This window comes from Pseudomonadota bacterium (assembly GCA_039193195.1).
In the GTDB taxonomy this organism is placed as follows: domain Bacteria; phylum Pseudomonadota; class Gammaproteobacteria; order Steroidobacterales; family JBCBZW01; genus JBCBZW01.
In genome coordinates this window covers 86,141-106,173 of sequence record JBCCWS010000004.1, presented here as the reverse complement: position 1 = coordinate 106,173, position 20,033 = coordinate 86,141, and the positions used below count along the sequence as shown (strand labels likewise).

Annotated in this window: 19 protein-coding genes and 1 tRNA gene; all 20 read right to left on the bottom strand. The window is 62.5% G+C overall.

The window, feature by feature from the left end:
• Positions 1-15: 15 nt before the first annotated feature.
• On the bottom strand, positions 16-1,464 hold the full coding sequence (nuoN, locus tag AAGA68_06000) for an NADH-quinone oxidoreductase subunit NuoN (GenBank protein ID MEM9384593.1): 1,449 nt from the start codon (positions 1,462-1,464) through the stop codon (positions 16-18).
• Entirely contained in the window at positions 1,461-2,996 is a 1,536-nt protein-coding gene (locus AAGA68_05995; protein MEM9384592.1) for an NADH-quinone oxidoreductase subunit M, read from the bottom strand. Before AAGA68_05995 ends, nuoN begins: the two co-directional genes overlap by 4 nt.
• 6 nt (positions 2,997-3,002) lie before the next feature.
• Positions 3,003-4,949 (bottom strand): NADH-quinone oxidoreductase subunit L, encoded by a 1,947-nt coding sequence (nuoL, locus tag AAGA68_05990; protein MEM9384591.1) that lies wholly within the window; start codon positions 4,947-4,949, stop codon positions 3,003-3,005.
• Positions 4,950-4,955: 6 nt separating this feature from the next.
• Positions 4,956-5,261, bottom strand: a complete 306-nt coding sequence (gene nuoK, locus AAGA68_05985; GenBank protein MEM9384590.1) for an NADH-quinone oxidoreductase subunit NuoK — start codon at positions 5,259-5,261, stop codon at positions 4,956-4,958.
• Positions 5,258-5,860, bottom strand: a complete 603-nt coding sequence (locus AAGA68_05980; protein MEM9384589.1) for an NADH-quinone oxidoreductase subunit J — start codon at positions 5,858-5,860, stop codon at positions 5,258-5,260. Before AAGA68_05980 ends, nuoK begins: the two co-directional genes overlap by 4 nt.
• A gap of 17 nt (positions 5,861-5,877) precedes the next feature.
• Complete coding sequence (gene nuoI, locus AAGA68_05975; GenBank protein ID MEM9384588.1) at positions 5,878-6,363, bottom strand: NADH-quinone oxidoreductase subunit NuoI; 486 nt, start codon at positions 6,361-6,363, stop codon at positions 5,878-5,880.
• A gap of 40 nt (positions 6,364-6,403) precedes the next feature.
• On the bottom strand, positions 6,404-7,435 hold the full coding sequence (gene nuoH, locus AAGA68_05970; protein ID MEM9384587.1) for an NADH-quinone oxidoreductase subunit NuoH: 1,032 nt from the start codon (positions 7,433-7,435) through the stop codon (positions 6,404-6,406).
• Between the two features lie 81 nt (positions 7,436-7,516).
• Positions 7,517-9,706 carry an NADH-quinone oxidoreductase subunit NuoG gene (gene nuoG / locus AAGA68_05965; protein MEM9384586.1) on the bottom strand — a complete coding sequence of 730 codons (2,190 nt, stop codon included), beginning with the start codon at positions 9,704-9,706 and terminating at the stop codon, positions 7,517-7,519.
• 8 nt (positions 9,707-9,714) lie between these two features.
• Positions 9,715-11,016 carry an NADH-quinone oxidoreductase subunit NuoF gene (gene nuoF / locus AAGA68_05960; protein ID MEM9384585.1) on the bottom strand — a complete coding sequence of 434 codons (1,302 nt, stop codon included), beginning with the start codon at positions 11,014-11,016 and terminating at the stop codon, positions 9,715-9,717.
• A complete protein-coding gene (gene nuoE / locus AAGA68_05955; GenBank protein ID MEM9384584.1) occupies positions 11,013-11,519 on the bottom strand; it encodes an NADH-quinone oxidoreductase subunit NuoE in 507 nt (168 codons plus the stop codon). The genes nuoF and nuoE overlap by 4 nt, the downstream gene beginning before the upstream one ends.
• Positions 11,516-12,766 carry an NADH-quinone oxidoreductase subunit D gene (locus AAGA68_05950; GenBank protein ID MEM9384583.1) on the bottom strand — a complete coding sequence of 417 codons (1,251 nt, stop codon included), beginning with the start codon at positions 12,764-12,766 and terminating at the stop codon, positions 11,516-11,518. Before AAGA68_05950 ends, nuoE begins: the two co-directional genes overlap by 4 nt.
• Before the next feature lie 3 nt (positions 12,767-12,769).
• A complete protein-coding gene (locus AAGA68_05945) occupies positions 12,770-13,495 on the bottom strand; it encodes an NADH-quinone oxidoreductase subunit C (protein MEM9384582.1) in 726 nt (241 codons plus the stop codon).
• 6 nt (positions 13,496-13,501) lie between these two features.
• Complete coding sequence (locus tag AAGA68_05940; GenBank protein ID MEM9384581.1) at positions 13,502-14,023, bottom strand: NADH-quinone oxidoreductase subunit B family protein; 522 nt, start codon at positions 14,021-14,023, stop codon at positions 13,502-13,504.
• A complete protein-coding gene (locus tag AAGA68_05935) occupies positions 14,014-14,370 on the bottom strand; it encodes an NADH-quinone oxidoreductase subunit A (protein MEM9384580.1) in 357 nt (118 codons plus the stop codon). The genes AAGA68_05940 and AAGA68_05935 overlap by 10 nt, the downstream gene beginning before the upstream one ends.
• 121 nt (positions 14,371-14,491) lie before the next feature.
• A tRNA-Leu gene (locus AAGA68_05930) sits at positions 14,492-14,576 on the bottom strand.
• A 43-nt stretch (positions 14,577-14,619) separates the two neighbouring features.
• A complete protein-coding gene (gene secG / locus AAGA68_05925) occupies positions 14,620-15,000 on the bottom strand; it encodes a preprotein translocase subunit SecG (GenBank protein ID MEM9384579.1) in 381 nt (126 codons plus the stop codon).
• Positions 15,001-15,028: 28 nt separating this feature from the next.
• The gene (gene tpiA / locus AAGA68_05920; GenBank protein MEM9384578.1) at positions 15,029-15,793 is read right to left on the bottom strand and encodes a triose-phosphate isomerase; all 765 of its coding nucleotides are present in this window, start codon (positions 15,791-15,793) and stop codon (positions 15,029-15,031) included.
• A 71-nt stretch (positions 15,794-15,864) separates the two neighbouring features.
• Complete coding sequence (glmM, locus tag AAGA68_05915) at positions 15,865-17,199, bottom strand: phosphoglucosamine mutase (GenBank protein ID MEM9384577.1); 1,335 nt, start codon at positions 17,197-17,199, stop codon at positions 15,865-15,867.
• Between the two features lie 154 nt (positions 17,200-17,353).
• Positions 17,354-19,291, bottom strand: coding sequence for an ATP-dependent zinc metalloprotease FtsH (ftsH, locus tag AAGA68_05910; protein MEM9384576.1), 1,938 nt, complete (start codon positions 19,289-19,291; stop codon positions 17,354-17,356).
• A gap of 104 nt (positions 19,292-19,395) precedes the next feature.
• On the bottom strand, positions 19,396-20,013 hold the full coding sequence (gene rlmE, locus AAGA68_05905) for a 23S rRNA (uridine(2552)-2'-O)-methyltransferase RlmE (protein MEM9384575.1): 618 nt from the start codon (positions 20,011-20,013) through the stop codon (positions 19,396-19,398).
• Between the last annotated feature and the right edge of the window lie 20 nt (positions 20,014-20,033).

Sequence of the window (20,033 nt, the reverse complement as noted above, 5' to 3'; positions counted from 1 at the left end):
CCCCTCGCGGGTCCTTCAAGCAGCGCCCGCGATCACCGCTACGCAAAGGGTAAGCAACGGTGCGGGGAAAAACCCCAACAGCAGTACGGCGAGGCCATTGGCGCTAAGCACTACTCGTGCGGTTGGGTCCTTCATCAGGGTCGGCTCGTGCTCGCTGCTGTCGAAGTACATCAGCTTGATCACGCGTATGTAGTAGAAGGCGCCAATGACGGACATCAGGATGGCGTACACCGCCAGCCAGGTGTAGCCGGCGTCGAGGGTCGCTTGGATAATCGCGACCTTGGCGTGGAACCCCAAGAACGGTGGTAGGCCAGCCATGCTGAACATCATGACCAGCATGATCCCGGCAAACCAGCGACTGCGCTCGTTGAGACCCGCGAGGTCCGTCAACTCGTCCGCCTCAAAGCCAGCCCGCGTGAGCAGGATGATCACACCGAAGGCACCCGCCGCCATCAGCACGTACACAATCGTATAGAGCAAGGCGCTAGCGTTTCCCATCGGGGTCCCGGTCGAGAGTCCAAGCAGAATGAAGCCGACGTGGGAGATGGCGGAATACGCGAGCAGGCGCTTCACGTTGGTCTGCGCGATCGCCACGATGTTGCCCACTGCTAGGGACAGCATCGTGACCACCACCAGCATGCCTTGCCAATCAGCATGATGCCCGGCGAGGCCATCCTGCAGCAGACGTAGCGCCAGCGCCAAGGCCCCCACCTTGGAGACGGTGGCTACGTACATGGTCACGGAGGTAGGTGCGCCGTGATAAACGTCCGGCAGCCACATGTGAAATGGGACTCCGCCCAACTTGAAGGCCACGCCCACCACCATAAACGCGATGCCGACGACGAGCACCAGGGAGGCCCCTTGGTCGAGATCAGCAGAAGCGGATGCCACCTCTCCCAAGGACAGTGCGCCGGTCACGCCGTACACCAACGAGAAACCATACAGCAGAGCACCGGAGGCGATCGCACCCAGTACAAAGTACTTCATAGCGGACTCCGCCGAGACGGAGGAGTTGCGATCGAAGGCAACAAGCGCGTAAAGCGAGAGGGATAGCAGCTCAAGACCTAAGTAGAGTGTTAGGAAACTGTACGCGGATGACAGCACGAAGATACCGAGCAGCCCGAAAAGGGAGAGGATCCAATACTCCCCCTTTTCAATGCCTCGATCCGCTACGTAGCGTCGTGAGTAGACGAATACAATCGCCGCAGTAATGGTCGCCACGATCTTAAGCAGACTCGCAAGGGGGTCTGCGACGTAGTGGCCGCCAAGCGTGATCAGCGCGTCGCTAGGCCACGTTTGGATGAGGAGCAGGAGGAGCGCGAGGAGTGCGCCGATGCTCAGCGGCGCTGTCAGTCGGCGGCCACCGTCGCCTGCGAAGGCGTCGTACAGCAGCACAGTGCACGCCAGCGAGAGCAGCGCGATCTCGCCGATCGCGGGCGCCAGTCCAGCCCAACCTTCGATCACAGCGCCGCCTCCAGCGTTTCCAACTTACTCGTGGTGGCCTGCTCGAGCAGATTGTCGACGCTAACGTGCATCACATCCACCAACGGGTCAGGCCACACACCGAGCGCGAGCACCGCTAGCGCCAGCACAAAGAGCATGGCGAACTCCCGCCGGTTGACGTCCCGCAGTTGCGCCACGTTGTCGTTTGCCACCTCTCCAAACACCACGCGCTTCACCAACCACAGCGTGTACGCGGCACCGAGAATCAGCGTCGTCGCTGCAAGTACGGCGAACCACGCGTTCGCCTTGTAGGTACCGAGCACGACCATGAACTCACCGACGAACCCCGAGGTGCCGGGCAACCCTGCGTTGGCGAGGGCGAACAGGACCATCAGCGCGGCGAACTTCGGCATGGTGTTCGCCACACCGCCGTAAGCACTGATCTCTCGACTGTGCATGCGGTCGTAGAGCACGCCGACGCAAAGGAACAGTGCGCCGGAGATCAGGCCGTGGGAGACCATCTGCACCATGCCACCCTCGATCCCGAGGGAGGCACCCTGCAGGGCGCCTGTTGAGCGAAGTACCGCAAAGGGGATGAAGAAGCCGAGCGTGACGAAACCCATGTGCGCGATCGACGAGTAGGCGATCAACTTCTTCATGTCCTGCTGAGCGAGGGCCACAAAACCGATGTACACCACGGCGACCAAGGAAAGGGTGATCAACAGCATGTCGAGCTCATTGCTCGCGTCCGGCGTGACCGGCAGGCTGAAACGAAGGAACCCGTAGCCGCCCACTTTCAGCATCAACGCCGCGAGGATGACCGACCCGCCCGTGGGCGCTTCCACGTGGGCATCGGGAAGCCAGGTGTGCACTGGCCACATCGGCACCTTGACGGCGAATGCTGCTAGGAAGGCAAGGAAGATGAAGCGCTGCTCGTTGATTCCGAGCGGTGTCGCGTAAAAATCCGCCAGTTCGTAGCTGCCACTCTTTAGGTAGAGGTAGATCACCGCCACCAGCATTAGCACCGAGCCCAAAAACGTGTACAGGAAGAACTTGATGGTCGCGTAGATCCGCCGCGGCCCGCCCCACACCCCGATGATGAGGAACATCGGGATCAGCATCGCTTCCCAAAACACGTAGAAGAGCAACCCATCGATGGCCGCGAACACGCCGACCATCACTCCCTCAAGAATCAGGAAGGAGCCGATGTACTGGCCGACTCGGTGCTGGATCACATCCCACCCGGCGACCATCACCAGCACCGTGGTAAAGGTGGTGAGGATGATCAGCGGCATCGAGATCCCATCGACGCCGAGGTGATACGTGGCATTTAGCAGTGGGATCCAAGGCAGCTGCTCTTCAAACTGCATGGCCGCTGTCCCGCTGTCGAAGCCGGTCCATAGGGGAATGCTCGCCAGGAAGGTGAGAATCGACACACCCAGGCCGATCTGACGTGCGAGGGCGTTGTTGTTCTCGCCCGTACCTATCGCCAACACTCCGCCGATCATCGGCAGCCAGATGAGAAGACTGAGCAGCGGCAGCTCCGCGAACATCACTAGTTACTTCCCTTCCGTCAGCAGCCAGCCAAGCATGGCCGCAAGCCCGATGATCATGGCGAACGCGTAGTGGTAGAGGTAGCCGCTCTGCAGCCGGCGGGCCACGCCTGAGATCCAGCCAACAGTGTTCGCGGCCCCGTTCACAAGGGCCCCATCGATCACGCTCACATCGCCGATTCTCCACAGGCTACGGCCTAGCAGCCGCGTGCCCGCTGCGAGCCCCCGCTCGTACACCGTATCGAAGTGGTACTTGTTGACGAGCAAGGCGTTTACTGGGGACAGGCGCTGGGCAAGCACCGTCGCCAACTGCGGGCGATGTAGGAACAGGTACCAAGCCAACCCTACGCCGGCGACCGTCAGGTACAGCGGCGGGTGCTTCACGGATGCCAGGGCAAAGGGAATGGCTCCCTTGAAGTGATCACCCACGTGATGGAGCACATCATGGTGATGATCGACCGTGATCACTCCGTCAAAGAAGTGATCGAACAGGAACGGTTCGATCGCCATACCCCCCAGCACTACCGATGGAATCGCGAGCAGCACGAGCGGCACCGTCACCACCCAGGGTGACTCGTGGAGGTGTGACTTGGTCTCGGCGTCCATGCGTTCCTCGCCGTGGAACACCATGAAGAACATGCGGAACGTGTAGAGCGCGGTGAAGAACACGCCAAGCAGCACCGCCCAGTAGGCGTAGTGTGCGCCCGGTAACTCCGAGGCGTGGACCGCCTCGATGATCACATCCTTCGAGTAGAAACCGGAGAAGAACGGCGCGCCGACCAAGGCGAGGGAGCCGAGCAATGAGGTCCAGTAGGTGATCGGCATGTATTTGCGCAGGCCGCCCATTTCTCGCATGTCCTGCTTGTGGTGCATGGCGATGATCACCGAGCCTGCCGCCAGGAACAGGAGCGCCTTGAAGAAGGCATGCGTCACCAGATGGAAAACGCCGGCCGCATAGGCCGAGACCCCTAAGGCGACAACCATGTACCCGAGCTGGGAGAGGGTCGAATAGGCCACCACCCGCTTGATGTCGTTCTGCACGACCCCGAGCAGGCCCATGAAGAAGGCAGTCGTGGCGCCGATGACCAGCACCGTGTTGAGCGCTGTCGTTGACAGCTCGAATAGGGGCGACATGCGAGCCACCATGAAGATACCGGCGGTGACCATGGTGGCGGCGTGAATGAGCGCGGAGATCGGTGTCGGCCCTTCCATGGAGTCCGGCAGCCATACGTGCAGCGGCACCTGTGCCGACTTACCCATGGCGCCAACGAAGAGCAACAGGCAGATGACGGTCATTGCGAGCGGGCCGCTGCCCCCGCCGAAGCGCAGCTCGGCGGCCGCCGGCGCTGCATCGAACACGGTTGCGTAATCGACGCTGCCGAATACGTGCACCACGGCCGCGATCCCGAGCAGAAACCCAAAGTCGCCCACGCGGTTGACGAGGAACGCCTTAAGATTGGCGTGGATCGCCGTCGGCTTCTTGAACCAAAACCCTATGAGCAGATAAGACGCAACGCCCACTGCCTCCCAGCCGAAAAACAGTTGCATGAAGTTGTTGGCCATGACCAACATCAACATGGCGAAGGTGAACAGGCTGATGTAGCTGAAGAAGCGCTGATAGCTTGGGTCTTCCTTCATATAGCCGATGGTGTAGACGTGCACCATGAGCGACACGAAGGTCACCACACACATCATCGTGGCCGTGAGTCGATCGATTAGGAAGCCAACGTCAAAGCGAATACCGTCGCTGGCCATCCACGTGTAGACCGGCCCATCAAAGACTTCGCCTCCCAGCGCCTGGCGCAGCACCACGAGCGACAATACGAAGGAGATCGCCACGCCCGCGATGGTGATCACGTGTGCGCCCTGACGACCGATCTGCTTGCCACCGAGACCGGCAATGAGTGCGCCGGCGAGGGGCGCCAAGGCGATTGTGAGGTACGTTCCCTGCATCGTGCCCTAGCCTTTCATCGTGGTCAGTTCGCTGACGTTGATCGACTTGCGTGTACGGAAGAGCACCACCAAGATTGCTAGCCCGATCGCCGCCTCCGCCGCTGCGACCGTCAGAATGAAGAACACGAAGACCTGGCCTTGCTCATCGCCGAGGTAGCGCGAGAAGGCCACAAAATTGTAATTCACTGCTAGCAACAGCAGCTCTACGCACATGAGTAACAGGATCACGTTGCGACGATTGAGAAAGATCCCCGCGACCGCAAGGCTGAAGAGCAGTCCACCCAATACGAGGTATTCGGGCAGCATATTCATCGCTTGGTCTCTGCCGGCATGCTCACCAGCCGTACGCGATCTTCACGTCGTGCTGAGACCTGCTTGCCTATGTCCTGCTGCTTCAGTCCTGGTCGCTTGCGCATCGTCAGTACGATCGCCGCGATGATCGCGACCAGTAGGATGACCGCTGCAATCTCGAAAGGATAGAAGTGCTCGGTATACAGCACGGCGCCGAGCTCCTGCGTGTTGCTGGTGCCCGCATCCCGTGGCGCTGCGGCGAATTGCCGGAGGGTGCCTGTGCGGTTGGCCCAGACGACGTAGCCGAGCTCAGCGACCACGATCAACCCGGTCAAGACTCCGATCGGACCGTAACGCACGGCCTCCTTGCGCACCTTCTCGACGTTGACATCGAGCATCATCACGACGAACAGAAACAGCACCATCACCGCACCGACGTAGACGAGCACTAGGACGATCGCCAGAAACTCCGCATCCGCAAGCAGCCACAACACCGACGACTGCACGAAGGTCAGCACTAGCAACAACGCCGAATGCACCGGGTTGCGCGAGCTGATCACGCCGACGGCGGAGGCGAGCACACCAGCCGCGAAGAGATAGAACAGGATGGTCTGGAACACGTGAGGTCCTCGTGAGCCTAGCGGTAAGCCGCGTCAGCCGCTTTGTCGGCGTTGATCATGTCCTCGTAGCGATCGCCGACGGCGAGCAACTTGTCCTTGGTCATGATGTTCTCGCCGCGTGCCTCCATGTGGTACTCGTGGATGCGAGTCTCGACGATTGCATCAACCGGGCACGCCTCCTCGCAGAAGCCGCAGTAAATGCACTTGAACAGGTCGATGTCATAGCGCGTCGTCCGGCGGGTACCGTCATCGCGCATATCTGACTCGATGGTAATGGCGAGTGCGGGGCATACGGCCTCACACAGCTTGCACGCGATGCACCGCTCCTCCCCGTTTGGATAGCGACGCTGGGCGTGCAGCCCACGGAAGCGGGGCGACTGCGGCGTCTTCTCTTCCGGGTAGTGCAGCGTCACGCCCTTGCTCGTGAACTGGCGGAACGTCACCGACATGCCCTTGAGCAGCTCGGTTAGGAAAAAGGTCTTGGAGACGGTGCCCAGGCCCATCAGCGATCTCCTAGCGAAGTCATCGGCCCACCCTCACTCATCAGTCGAACCATGGCGGCACGTCGAAGTACACGGCGATGCCTTCGACGGTCAGCCAAACGATCGTGACGGGAATGAACACCTTCCAGCCCAATCGCATGATTTGGTCGTAGCGATAGCGCGGGAACGTGGCGCGAAACCAAAGGAACAGAAAGAGGAATACGGCGGTCTTCAGGCCCATCCAGTGAAAGCCCGGCGCCGCTAGGAGCGTGCCGCCAAGAAACGGCACGCCTTCGAAAGGTGACAGCCAACCGCCGAGAAACATGGCCGCGGCAAGCGCCGAGATCAGGATCATGTTCGCGTACTCGGCGAGGAAGAAAATGGCGAAGGCCATGCCCGAGTACTCGACGTGGAAGCCGGCCACGATCTCCGACTCGCCCTCCGCTACATCGAACGGTGCACGGTTGGTCTCCGCCACGCCTGAGATGAAGTAGATGACGAACAGTGGCAGCAGCGGTAACCAAAACCAGTGAAAGATGCTCCCCGCCTGCGCGTGTACGATGTCACCGAGGTTGAGGCTCCCGCCCACCATGAGTACGCCGACGAGCGCGAACCCCATTGCGATCTCGTAGGCTACGATCTGCGCCGCCGAGCGCATGGCCCCAAGAAAGGCATACTTCGAGTTCGCAGCCCAGCCCGCCAAGATAACCCCGTACACGCCGAGGGACGTCAGGGCGAGCACGTAGAGCAGCCCAGCATCGACGTTCGCCAAGGTGAAGCCCGGCGCTAAGGGCATTACGGCCCAGGCAGCGAAGGCAGGCGTCAGGGACAAGATCGGCGCGGAGACGAAGAGAAAGCGGTTGGCGTTCGACGGTACGACGATTTCCTTCAGCAGTAGCTTGAAGACGTCTGCGAAGGGCTGCAAGAGACCTCGGAAACCCACCCGCGTCGGTCCCAGGCGCGCTTGCATGTGCCCGATAACCTTGCGCTCCGCATAGGTGAGGTAGGCCACCGACAGGATGAGCGGCACGAGAATGACGCCGATCTTCACAAGGATCAGGACGACGTCGAGTAGTGCAGGCGGTAGCGGCATCTTGGCTCTTCGCGTTCTCGTTGACTGTTCAGGCGCGCATGGTGCCCATGCAGCGCTTTGCGCTGGGTATCGACCGCAAGCTCAGATCGCGACCGGGTCCTTGTGGCCGCCCTCCGCGGTCGACTGCAGGGGTGCAGCCCGGCGTACAAGGGGGTCGATCGTGTACATCGGCCAGTCGCTGCTGCCGCCGCCGCGAACGGCGAACTCGCCGAGCGACGCGGATTCTACAGCGGATTCGCTTCGCGACTCGACTGCTGCGCGCACCTGATCCGTGATCTGCGAGCACTTCGTGTAATCGAAGCCTTCCAGGTCTAGCATCGTGCCGAGCACCCGCAGCACCTTCCACGCGGGGCGTGACTCGCCCAGGCTGCGCGCTGCGGCCGCGACAGACTGCCAGTCGCCGCTCGCGTTGACGTAGGTGCCGTCGGTCTCGGCGAAGGTGCCTACGGGCAGGATCACGTCCGCCACGTCGTCCAGCTCCGCGCTGCGGAACGCGCTTAGGGCGACCACGCACTGCGCCTTCGCAAAGGCCGCTCGCGCTTGCTCGCCTTCGAAGCAGTCGTTGCTGGGCTCAACGTTCACAAGCAAGTACGCCGCGCGCGAGTTCGCCAGCATCGCCTGGGCCCCAAGGCCCGGTGTCGGCGCCGGTGACGCGCCAATCAGCCCGTGGGGGATTGCCCCCGCGAGGTAGGCGCCGGCGCTGTTAGCACCCTCCGTCAGCTCGCCGTAGCGGGCACCGGTGATGCGCGCCAGAGCGCGCGCCAGAGCGCGCAGGAGCGCACCATCCGCGTGCCGTTGCACCAGGGCGCCCACGAGCACCGCCCGTTGTTCGCCACCTAGCAGCTGCTCGACAAGGGCTCGTGCGCCGTCGTCCGCGGCGCCGTGCTGATTGCACACCTCCACGAGTGGCGCTGGAATGCCTACCTCGGTGGCGGTGGCGGCGGCGCTCACGGCGCGCGCCAGGGCTGGGACTAGGCCCGTAGCGTCCTCGCAGTCCAGGTAGGCGGCGATCGGGTGAGTGAACGGGTATCGGCCAGGGTTCATGAAGGAGACGGCCCGCCCGGCCAGGGCCATCTTGCGCAGGCGGTGTGCCAAGATCGGCACCTCTCGGCGCACGTTGCTCCCGATCACCAGTACCGCATCGAGCTGTTCTAGCTCGTACAAACTCATGCCGATGCCCGGCACCTGCACGCCTTGCGCATCGTCGCGAACGTCCCCCTGCCGCAGGCGATGATCGATATTGTTGCTGCCGAGCGCGCGACTAAGAGCCTGCAGGAGATACAGCTCTTCGAGTGTGGACGACGGCGCCGCCAAGGCGCCAAGGGCCTCGCCCCCATCCGCCGTGACCGCGCGCAGGCGTTCAACGGCGAACTCGAGCGCGGTGCTCCAGTCGGTCTCGACCCATTCCCCGTCGCGGCGAATGCGCGGCTGCTTCACGCGATCCTCGTGATACACGGCATCGCAGCTGAAGCGGTCACGGTCCGCGATCCAAGTCTCGTTGATCGCCTCGTTCTCACGCGGCACCACGCGCAGCAGCTCGCCTCGGTGCACGTGCCCCCAGAGGTTGCTGCCTAGGCAGTCGTGCGGTGAGACGAGTGCGTGCTGGGTCATCTCCCAGGACCGTGCGCGATAGCGAAACGGTTTATTGTTTAGCGCACCGACTGGGCACAAGTCGATGATGTTGGCCGAAAGCTCGTGGTCGATGGTCTTCTCGACGAAGGTGCTGATCTCCATGTTCTCGCCGCGCCCCATCGCTCCGAGGGTGGGCACGCCGGCCACTTCCTGACCGAAGCGCACGCAGCGCGTGCAGTGGATGCAGCGGGTCATGTCGGTGGACACCAGCGGACCGAGATTCTCGTCGTCCACCGAGCGCTTCGCTTCGGTGTAGCGGGAGATCCCGCGACCGAACCCCATCGCCAAATCCTGCAGTTCGCACTCGCCGCCTTGATCGCAGATCGGGCAATCAAGCGGATGGTTGATCAGCAGGAACTCCATCGTCGCCTTCTGGGCAGCGATGGCGCGGGGCGAGCGGGTCCAGATCTTCATCCCCTCGCCGATCGGCGTCGCGCAGGCGGGCAGCGGCTTCGGTGCCTTTTCGACTTCCACGAGGCACATGCGACAGTTCGCCGCGATGGACAGCTTGTGGTGGTAGCAAAAGCGAGGCACGTAGGTCTGGTGGGCATCGGTGACCTCGATGATCATCTGGCCCTTACGTCCCTCGACGGGGACCCCGTCAACCTCCAGGTGCACGGTGTTCGGATCGTCGCTCATCTCATGCCTCAGGCAGCGACGCTGGTGTCTACCACCAACGGTCGGCCGTGATCGATGTAGTGCTGGAACTCGTGGCGGTAGTGCTTCATGAAACTCTGCACAGGCCAGGCTGCCGCATCCCCGAGGGCGCAGATCGTGTGACCCTCAATTTTGTTGGCCACATCGACGAGCATGTCCAGATCTTCCTGCTTACCCTTCCCTGCGCGAATGCGTTTGATCACGCGGTACATCCAGCCCGTGCCCTCACGACATGGCGTGCACTGCCCGCAGCTCTCCGCGTAGTAGAAGCGCGAGATGCGTTCGAGCACGCGGACCATGCAGGTGGTGTCGTCCATCACCATGATTGCACCGGTGCCCAGCGCGGAACCGGCGTTCTTCAGCGAGTCGTAGTCGAGGTTCACGGCGATCATCGTGTCGCCCGGAACCACCGGCACCGATGATCCCCCAGGAATTACGGCCTTGAGCTTGCGCCCGCCAAGCACGCCCCCACAGCGCTCCAACAGCTCGGCGAAGGGGGTGCCCATGGGCAGCTCGTAGTTACCGGGCTTCTCGACGTGGCCGGACACGGAATAGATGGCGGTCCCACCCGCCCCTTTCGGTCCGAGGTTGGCGAACCACTCCGCACCCTTGCGGATGATCGACGGCACCGATGAGAGCGTGTAGGTGTTGTTGACCGTGGTCGGTCGGCCGTAGAGGCCGAAGTTGGCCGGGAACGGTGGCTTGAAGCGAGGTCGGCCGGGTTTCCCTTCCAACGACTCGAGCAGCCCAGTCTCCTCACCGCAGATGTAGGCCCCGGCGCCCACGTAGGTGTGGAGATCGAAGTCGACGCCGCTGCCCTGAACGTCCTCGCCGAGCATGCCCGCTCCATAGGCTTCCTTCACCGCTGCTTCAAAGCGCGGCACGGGCTCGGCGATGAACTCACCGCGAATGTAGTTGTAGCCGACCGTCGCGCCCATGGCGTAACCGGCGATAGCCATGCCTTCCACGAGTGCATGCGGGTTGTACCGCAGAATGTCGCGATCGTGGCACGTTCCCGGCTCGCTCTCGTCCGAGTTGCAGACCACATACTTTTGGCCAGGGGCATTTCGTGGCATAAAGCTCCACTTAAGCCCCGTCGGGAAGCCGGCACCGCCGCGACCGCGTAAGCCGGAGGCTTTGACGATCTCGATGACCTCTTCCGGCGGAATCTGCTCCCGCAAGATCTTCTCCCACGCCTGGTAACCGCCGATCTCCCGGTAGCGCTCAAGCGTCCACGGTTCATCGACCCCTAGCGAGGCGAAGGCCACGAGGTTAGTGTTCTCTGTCGTCATTCGATCGTATCCAGAATCTGATCCACCTTCTCCGGCGTGAGGTACTCGTGGTAGACGTGGTCTACCATCATCATCGGCGCGCCGGTACAGGCGGCCAGACATTCCTCTTCCGGCTTTAGGTAGAACTTGCCGTCAGCTGTGCTCTCACCGCGTTTGATGCCCAGCTTGCGTTCGAGGTGGGCGGTGATCTCGTCGCTGCCGCGCAGCATGCACGAGACGTTGTTGCACACGGAGATCGAGATCCGGCCTACGGGCTTGGTCTCGAACATGGAATAGAACGCCGCAACTTCGTACACCTGAACCGGTGGCACGCCGATATAGTCGGCAACCGCGTCCATCAGTGCAGTGGTTAAGAAGCCGTCGTTCTGGTGCTGAGCCGCCCGCAGGCCCCCGAGAATCGCCGAACGGTTGCGCTCGGTCGGAAAGCGGCCCAGCCAGTGGTCGATTTCCTCGCGCGTGTGAGCCGACAGTTCGCCCTCGCCCAACCGCGGTTCCGCGCTCATCGGTCGATCTCCCCGAATACGATGTCTTGGGTGCCGATCACCGCTACCACATCCGAGAGCATGTGGCCCGTGACCATCTCGCTCATGGCCGCAATGTGCGCGAAGCCGGCGGCGCGTACCTTTACCCGATAGGGCTTGTTCGCGCCATCCGAGACGATGTACACGCCGAACTCCCCTTTGGGATGCTCCACGGCCGCGTAGGCCTCTCCCTCCGGTACGCAGTAGCCTTCCGTGTACAGCTTGAAGTGGTGGATCAGACTCTCCATGTCGCCCTTCATCTCACTGCGTTTGGGCGGGGAGATCTTGTGATCGTCGAGCATGACGGGGCCTGGGTTGGCGCGTAGCCATTCCACGCACTGCTTGATGATGCGGTTCGACTGGCGCAATTCCTCCATGCGTACCAGGTAGCGGTCGTAGCAGTCGCCGTTGACGCCGACGGGGATATCGAAGTCGACGCGGTCGTAGACCTCATAGGGCTGCTTCTTGCGCAGGTCCCACTCGACCCCCGAGCCCCGCAGCATCGGACCGGAAAACCCCAGCTGCATGGCTCGTTCGGGCGTCACCACTCCGATGTTCACGGTGCGCTGCTTCCAGATGCGGTTATCCGTGAGCAGCGTTTCGTAGTCGTCCACGCAGCCAGGAAAGCGCTCGGTGAAGTCCTCGATGAAGTCGAGTAGAGAGCCGCGGTTTTTGTTCAGCCTGTCGATTTCGGCCTGACTGCGGTACTCGCTCGCACGGTATTCGGGCATCGTGTGCGGGAGATCGCGGTAAACCCCGCCGGGCCGATAGTACGTAGCGTGCATGCGTGTACCGGAGACGGCCTCGTAGCAGTCCATCAGGTCTTCGCGCTCGCGGAAGCAGTACAGGAACATTGACATGGCGCCAATGTCGAGTCCGTGCGCCCCCAGCCACATCAGGTGGTTAAGGATGCGGGTGATTTCATCGAACATCACTCGGATGTACTGGGCGCGAATGGGCGCCTCGACGCCCAGTAGTTTCTCGATGGCCAGCACATAGCCGTGTTCGTTGGCCATCATGGACACGTAGTCAAGGCGGTCCATGTAGCCGATGCTCTGGTTGAAAGGCTTGCTCTCGGCGAGCTTCTCCGTGCCGCGATGGAGGAGTCCGACGTGAGGGTCTGCCTGCTGCACCACTTCGCCGTCCATCTCCAACACCAGGCGCAACACCCCGTGGGCAGCTGGATGCTGGGGACCGAAGTTCATCGTGAGGTTCTGAATCTCCGCCATGACTTAGGTCTTCTCCTCGGTAGTCGTAGGCGGCGCGTCACGGAAGGAACCGACCTCCTGAAGCGCGTCCTCGTAGCGATGGTCATCGCGGATGACCTTGGGCACGAGGGTACGTGGTTCCACGTCGACGGGCTCGTACGTGACGCGCCCGACGGCAGGGTCATAGCGCACCTGAACGTGCCCGCTGAGAGGAAAGTCTTTGCGGAACGGGTGGCCGATGAAGCCGTAGTCCGTGAGTAGGCGGCGCAGGTCTGGGTGTCCGTCGAAGAGGATACCGAACAGGTCGAAGGCCTCTCGCTCATACCAGTCAGCGCTCGACCACACCTCGACCAGTGAATCCATCAGCGGTGCTTCGTCCTGGTCGCAATAGGTGCGCACGCGCATACGCAAGTTGTGTGCGATCGACTGAAGGTGAATCACTACCGCGAAGCGCTTACGGTCTGCCGATACCCTCGCCTGAGAGACACCACGATTCACGCCACGACTGAAACCGGACCCCGTCGCGCGCTGCCCCTTCCACTCATCTACCCCATAGTCGAGATAGTCAACTCCACACAGATCCATGAGCATCTCGAAGCCACACTCGTCGCGAAGGGCCGTAGAAACCTCGCGCCAATCGCCTGAGGCCACTTCGATGGTTAGCTCTCCCACCTCCGAAAGCACCTGGCGAACGCGTTCGCCAAAGCGCTCGGTCAGCTTGCCAGCGACCGTTTCTAGTGTCTCGCTCATGAGCTCCTACTGCCGCGCGATGGTGTGCGTGCGGCGGATCTTCTTCTGCAGCTGAATGATGCCGTAGACCAAGGCCTCGGCCGTAGGCGGACAGCCGGGTACATAGACATCCACGGGCACGATGCGGTCGCAGCCCCGAACGACGGCGTAGGAGTAGTGGTAATAGCCACCGCCGTTAGCGCACGAGCCCATGGAGATCACCCAACGAGGCTCCGGCATCTGGTCGTAAACCTTGCGCAGCGCCGGTGCCATCTTATTCACCAACGTACCCGCAACGATCATCACGTCCGACTGACGCGGACTGGGGCGGAACACCACACCAAAGCGGTCGAGATCGTAGCGCGCTGCTCCAGCGTGCATCATCTCAACCGCGCAGCAGGCGAGGCCAAAGGTCATCGGCCACATCGAACCCGTACGAGCCCAATTGAAGAGCGTGTCGATGGAGGTCGTAGCCCACCCTTTGCCTTGGGCGATAGGAGCGAGCGCGCCCTCCTCTGCCGGGACGGCGTCCGGCGCATTCAATCCCATTCCAGTGCCCCTTTTCGCCACTCGTAGATGAAACCCACAACGAGAATGAAAAGGAAGACGGCCATGGACACAAGGCCGAAACCGCCGATGCTATCCAGGGACACCGCCCATGGGAAAAGAAAGGCGATCTCAAGGTCAAAAATGATAAAGAGGATGGCGACCAGGTAGTAGCGCACGTCGAAGCGGTTTCGCGAATCTTCGAACGGCTCAAAGCCGCACTCGTACGCTGAGAGTTTCTCCCCGTCCTTGCGTCCATGACCAAACAGAAAGCCCATGCTGATCATGGCGATACCCATGCCGAGGGCCACCATCAGGAAGATAAGAATCGGGAGATACCCGGCTACCATCGCTTGCCCCATCCACAAACTTTGACGGGCGGGAATAATAGCAGCGAAGGGCCTTCAAGACGATGGTTGTGTGCGTCTGCGCAACCGATGGCGGCCCCGCGAAGAGGGGCCGCCGAGAAGATGGTGCGGATGGCCGGACTCGAACCGGCACGGCTCGCGCCACTGCCCCCTCAAGACAGCGTGTCTACCAATTCCACCACATCCGCAAAGCTGATCATGGCGCCCGCAGCGGGCGCCCAGGCATGCGCGTCAGCGCGAGCCGTCCTCCTCTTGCGACGTACCTTCTGGGGCGTCCGGGAGTTCGTCCTCCTGCACGGCGGCTGGGACGTCCGGCTCCATGATGGAACCCGCGCCGACCTCTTCCGCACCGATCACGCTCCCCGCTCCGGGGCGAATCGGCTGATTGGCGAAGAAGGCCAAGGCGAGGCTTGTCGCGAAGAACGCGGTCGCGAGCACCGAGGTAGTCCGCGTCAAGAACGAGGCCGATCCGCGTGACCCGAACACCGTGCCCGACGCGCCGCTGCCGAAGGCAGCGCCGGCCTCCGCGCCCTTGCCGCGCTGGATGAGCACAAAGGCGATGATGCCGAGGGCGATCAGCACGTGCGCGACGAGCAGTAGCTTCTGAATCATGTTCTCTAACCTATCTTGTCGGCGTTACTCAGCTGCCGGCCGCGTCGCATATCGCCAGGAAGTCCGTGGCCGACAGCGACGCGCCGCCGATGAGTCCGCCGTTGATGTCTTGCATGGCAAACAGCTCCGCCGCGTTCGCGGGCTTCAAGCTGCCGCCGTATAGGATCGGTAGGTTCGATGCGATGGCGGCATCGTGTTTACCGATCAGTGCTCGAATCGCCTTGTGCACGGTCTGTGCCTGCTCCGGCGTGGCGCTCTGGCCAGTACCGATAGCCCACACGGGCTCGTAGGCAACAACCGCGCCCTCAAATCCTCTCACCGTCTCTGCTGCGAGCACCGCGTCGATCTGCTCGGCGATGACGCGCTCCGTCGCGCCGCTCGCTCTCTGCCCCTCGGTCTCCCCGACACACAGAATAGGCACCAGCCCGTGTTCGCGCGCAGAGGCAAACTTCGCGGCCACCTGCTCACTGCTCTCAGCGTGATCTGCGCGCCGCTCCGAGTGACCAACGATGCAGTAACGGCAACCCAGGTCCGCGAGCATCGGCGCCGAGATGTCGCCGGTGTGCGCACCGGCCGCCGGTACCGCCACATCCTGCGCACCTACCGCCACGCTGCGACCAGCCGTCTGTTGCGCAACCGCATCGATGTATACGGCCGGCGGACACACCGCCAGCTGGCACCCGTCCGATGTCTCCTGCCGAGCCGCAAGTATCTCTGAAATCAAACGGATAGCGCCCTTACGGGTGCCATGCATCTTCCAGTTACCAACGACGAGGAAAGCGGGTTTGGACACGGACGCTGCTCGATGAAAGCGCGCGATCGTAGCCCGGACCGCGCCGGAACGCAATGCCCTGCAGCGTGCCCTTAGCTGGCGCTCGCGGCGCTCTGCACGGCTCTCGCGAGCTCCGCGGCCAATGCGCTGACTAAGCCTTCGTCCTCGCCTTCGACCATGACCCGAATCAGGGGCTCGGTGCCGGAGGCGCGCAACAGCACGCGGCCGCGCGACCCGAGGCGCTGTTCCGCCTGCGCAACGCCGGCACTGACGGTCGAGTTCGCCGCGAAGTCGAAAGGCTGCTCGACCCGCACGTTGACGAGGTGCTGCGGGAACTTGTAGAAGCCGGACAGCTGCGCCTTCAGATCACCGCCGCTGTTTCGCAGGGCGGCGACCACTTGGAGCGCGGTAATGATGCCGTCGCCTGTTGTGGTGCGATCGAGGCAGAGCACGTGGCCGGAACCCTCACCTCCGATTGTTCCACGCACCTCGTGCAGGCGAGTCAGCACGTGGCGATCGCCTACCTTGGTGCGCTCGAAGGCAATACCGTGCTCCCGCAACGCGAGTTCGAGACCGAGGTTGCTCATCAGCGTACCGACCACCGGTCCGTTGAGTTCCCCTCGTCGCTGCCGGTCGAGGGCGAGCAGGTACACCATGTCATCGCCATCGATCAAGCTGCCGTCCGGGCCCACTAGGAGTACGCGGTCGCCGTCGCCATCGAAGGCGACACCGAGATCGGCGCCGACGGCGGTGACCGTAGTGCGCAGTCTGTCCGGAGCCGTTGAACCGCAGCCCTCGTTAATATTGCGGCCGTTGGGCGAGCAGCCAATGGTCATGACGTCTGCACCGAGGTCGGAAAACACGCGCGGCGCGACCTTGTAGGTAGCGCCATTGGCGCAGTCGACGACGAGGTTCAGGCCGCTGAAGTCCGCCTCACCCACGGATTGGCGGCAAAATGCGTGGTAGCGGTCGACCGCGTCGTAGCGGCGCTCCGCCCGGCCCAGGGACGTTGGGTCGTTGGTGGTGACCGGCTCTTCCAGGGCACGCTCGATGGCCGCCTCCGTGTGGTCCGATAGCTTGCTGCCCCGGTGGTCGAAGAACTTGATGCCATTGTCGATGTAGGCGTTGTGGGAAGCGCTGATCACCACACCGAAGTCGGCGCCGAGTGCTTTAGTTAGAAAAGCGATACCGGGCGTCGGCATCACCTGCAGCAACTTGACGTCGACACCCGCGGCGACAAAACCCGCCTCCAGCGCGGACTCGAACATGTAGCCGGACAGGCGCGGGTCCTTACCCACCACCACGCTGCCGCCGCCGGGCGTTAGCACACGTCCTGCTGCGCCCGCCAAGCGTACGGCGAAGTCCACCGTCATCGGCGCCTGGCCGACGCGCCCTCTTATTCCATCAGTGCCGAAGTATTTTCCCATAATCGCGAATCATAGCGGAGTTCACCCCCGTGCCCCGGCATACGGTCACAATCGCTGGCCTAGGGTAGGTGATTTAGCGTCCTCCAAATAAGAAAGCCGCCAGCGCCCGAAAGGGCACTGGCGGCTGACCTCGCGCGGTCGCTGCGCGCTGGGGCTACGGCTGGTTGCGCGTAGCCGTCGTCGTCGGTATCTCCCCCGCCGGCGCGGCAGGCGGCGACGGGTCACGGCGCGGCGGCGGCGGGCTTCCGCCACTCTCATCCCAGCCCTCGGGGGGACGGGGATCTCGGCCGTCCATGATATCCGCAATCTGATCTTCCCCGATGGTCTCGAACTTGATCAGCGCCTTCGCCATGGCGTCGAGCTTGTCGAATTTATCGGTGAGGATCTGCTTTGCTCGGTCGTAATTCCGATCGATGATGTCTCGCACCTCGACATCGATCGTATGCGCGGTCACGTCGGAGACCTGCTTGTGCTGCGTTACCGAGCGGCCGAGGAACACCTCACCGTCGTCTTCGCTGTAGGTTAGCGGTCCGAGCTTGTCCGACAGGCCCCACTTGGTGACCATGTTGCGTGCGATGTCGGTCGCTCGCTCGATGTCGCTGGATGCGCCCGTGGTGACCGCATCCGCCCCGAAGACCATCTCTTCGGCGAGGCGCCCACCGAACAGGCTCGATATCTGGCTTTCCAGACGGCGCTTGCTAGAGCTGTAGCGATCCTCCTCGGGCAGGAACATCGTGACCCCTAGGGCACGGCCGCGGGGGATGATGGTGACCTTGTAGACCGGATCGTGATCGGGAACGATCAGTCCCACGATGGCATGCCCTGCTTCGTGGTAGGCCGTCAGTTCCTTCTCTTTCTCGCTCATCACCATCGAGCGCCGCTCCGCGCCCATCATGATCTTGTCCTTGGCCCGGTCGAATTCGTCCATACCCACAATGCGCCGGTTGGCCCGCGCCGCGAATAGCGCAGCTTCGTTGACCAGATTGGCAAGGTCGGCCCCTGAGAACCCGGGCGTGCCTCGGGCGATGATTCCTGGGCGCACATCATCACCTACCGGAACCTTACGCATGTGCACGCGCAGAATCTGCTCGCGTCCGCGCACGTCCGGCAAGGGCACCACCACTTGGCGGTCGAAGCGACCGGGGCGCAGCAGTGCGGGGTCGAGCACGTCGGGCCGGTTAGTCGCCGCGATGACGATGATGCCTTCGTTGCCCTCAAAGCCATCCATCTCAACGAGTAGCTGGTTGAGGGTTTGTTCGCGCTCGTCGTGACCGCCCCCAAGGCCGGCGCCACGGTGTCGGCCGACGGCGTCGATCTCGTCGATGAAGATGATGCAGGGGGCGTGCTTCTTCGCCTGATCGAACATGTCGCGTACGCGGGACGCGCCCACGCCCACGAACATCTCGACGAAGTCTGAGCCTGAGATGGTGAAGAACGGGACCTTGGCCTCGCCGGCGATGGCGCGCGCCAAGAGCGTCTTACCGGTACCGGGAGAACCCACCATCAGCACGCCGCGCGGGATCTTGCCCCCGAGGCGCTGGAACTTGGCGGGGTCCTTGAGGAAATCAACGATCTCACTAACTTCTTCTTTGGCCTCCTCGACGCCGGCAACGTCACCAAAGGTCACGTTGACCTGATCTTCCCCCAGCAGGCGGGCCTTGCTCTTGCCGAAGGCCATCGCTCCTCGGCCGCCGGCGCCGCCTTGCATCTGGCGCATGAAATACACCCAGACCGCGATGAGCAGCAAGATGGGGAAGGAGGAGATAAACAGCTGTTGGAGCACGTTGGTACGCTGCGGCTCTGCGTGGCTGATCGCCACGTCGTTCTCCAGCAACTCGCCGATCAACGCTTCGTTGTTGGTCTCGGGACTGAAGGTGACAAACTGCCGGCTACCGCGCATGCGGCCCTGGATGGTGACGCCGTCGCTCTGGAACTCCACCTCTTGGACGTCACCAGATTCCACCCGTCGCACAAACTCCGAGTAAGAGATCTCCTGGGACGCGCGACTGGCGCTGCCGAAACTCGTAAAGACCGAGAACAGCACGACCGCGATCACTATCCAAAGGATGATGTTCTTAGTTAAGTCGTTCAAACGAAACTCCGTCGGGGATATGCCCGCAAAATCGCCTATCTGGCTGTTTAGACAGTACTACACGCTCAGGTTCTTCACCAGCGAAGCACCTACCGCGGCCGCCCTCACGCGCCCTTGAAATCGCGCGCCACGAGGTACATCTCTCGGCTGCGAGATCGCGACGCGGCGGGCTTTCGATTCTTCACAGCAGCAAACTGCTGGCGCACGGTTCGCAGATACTCGTCGAACCCTTCGCCCTGGAACAGTTTTACGATCAGGGCGCCCCCTGGGGCCAGGGTCCGCTGCGCAAAATCGAGCGCCAACTCCGCCAAGTACATAGCCCGCGGTTGATCAACTGCCCGCTGTCCGCTGAGATTGGGTGCCATGTCGCTCATTACAAGGTTCGCTGGCGCGCCGCCGAGGGCTTCAAGGACTGCGTCGAGTACGTCTTGCTCACGAAAATCCCCTTGCAGGAAGTGAACCCCGGCGATCGTCGGCATTTCGAGGAGGTCCACTGCCACCACCCGACCGTCGCCATCGAGCAACTTGGCGACGTGCTGGCTCCAACCGCCAGGTGCAGCGCCCAAGTCCACTACGTTCATGCCCGGGCGAATGAGGCGCTGGTTGTTGAGCAGTTCAGAGAGTTTGTAGAGGGCGCGGGAACGCGCGCCCTCTCGGTGTGCTCGCTTGACGTAGGGGTCCGACAGCTGCTCCTGCAGCCAGGTGCCGCGCCCTCGCCTCACGCCGTTGGCCACTAGCAAAC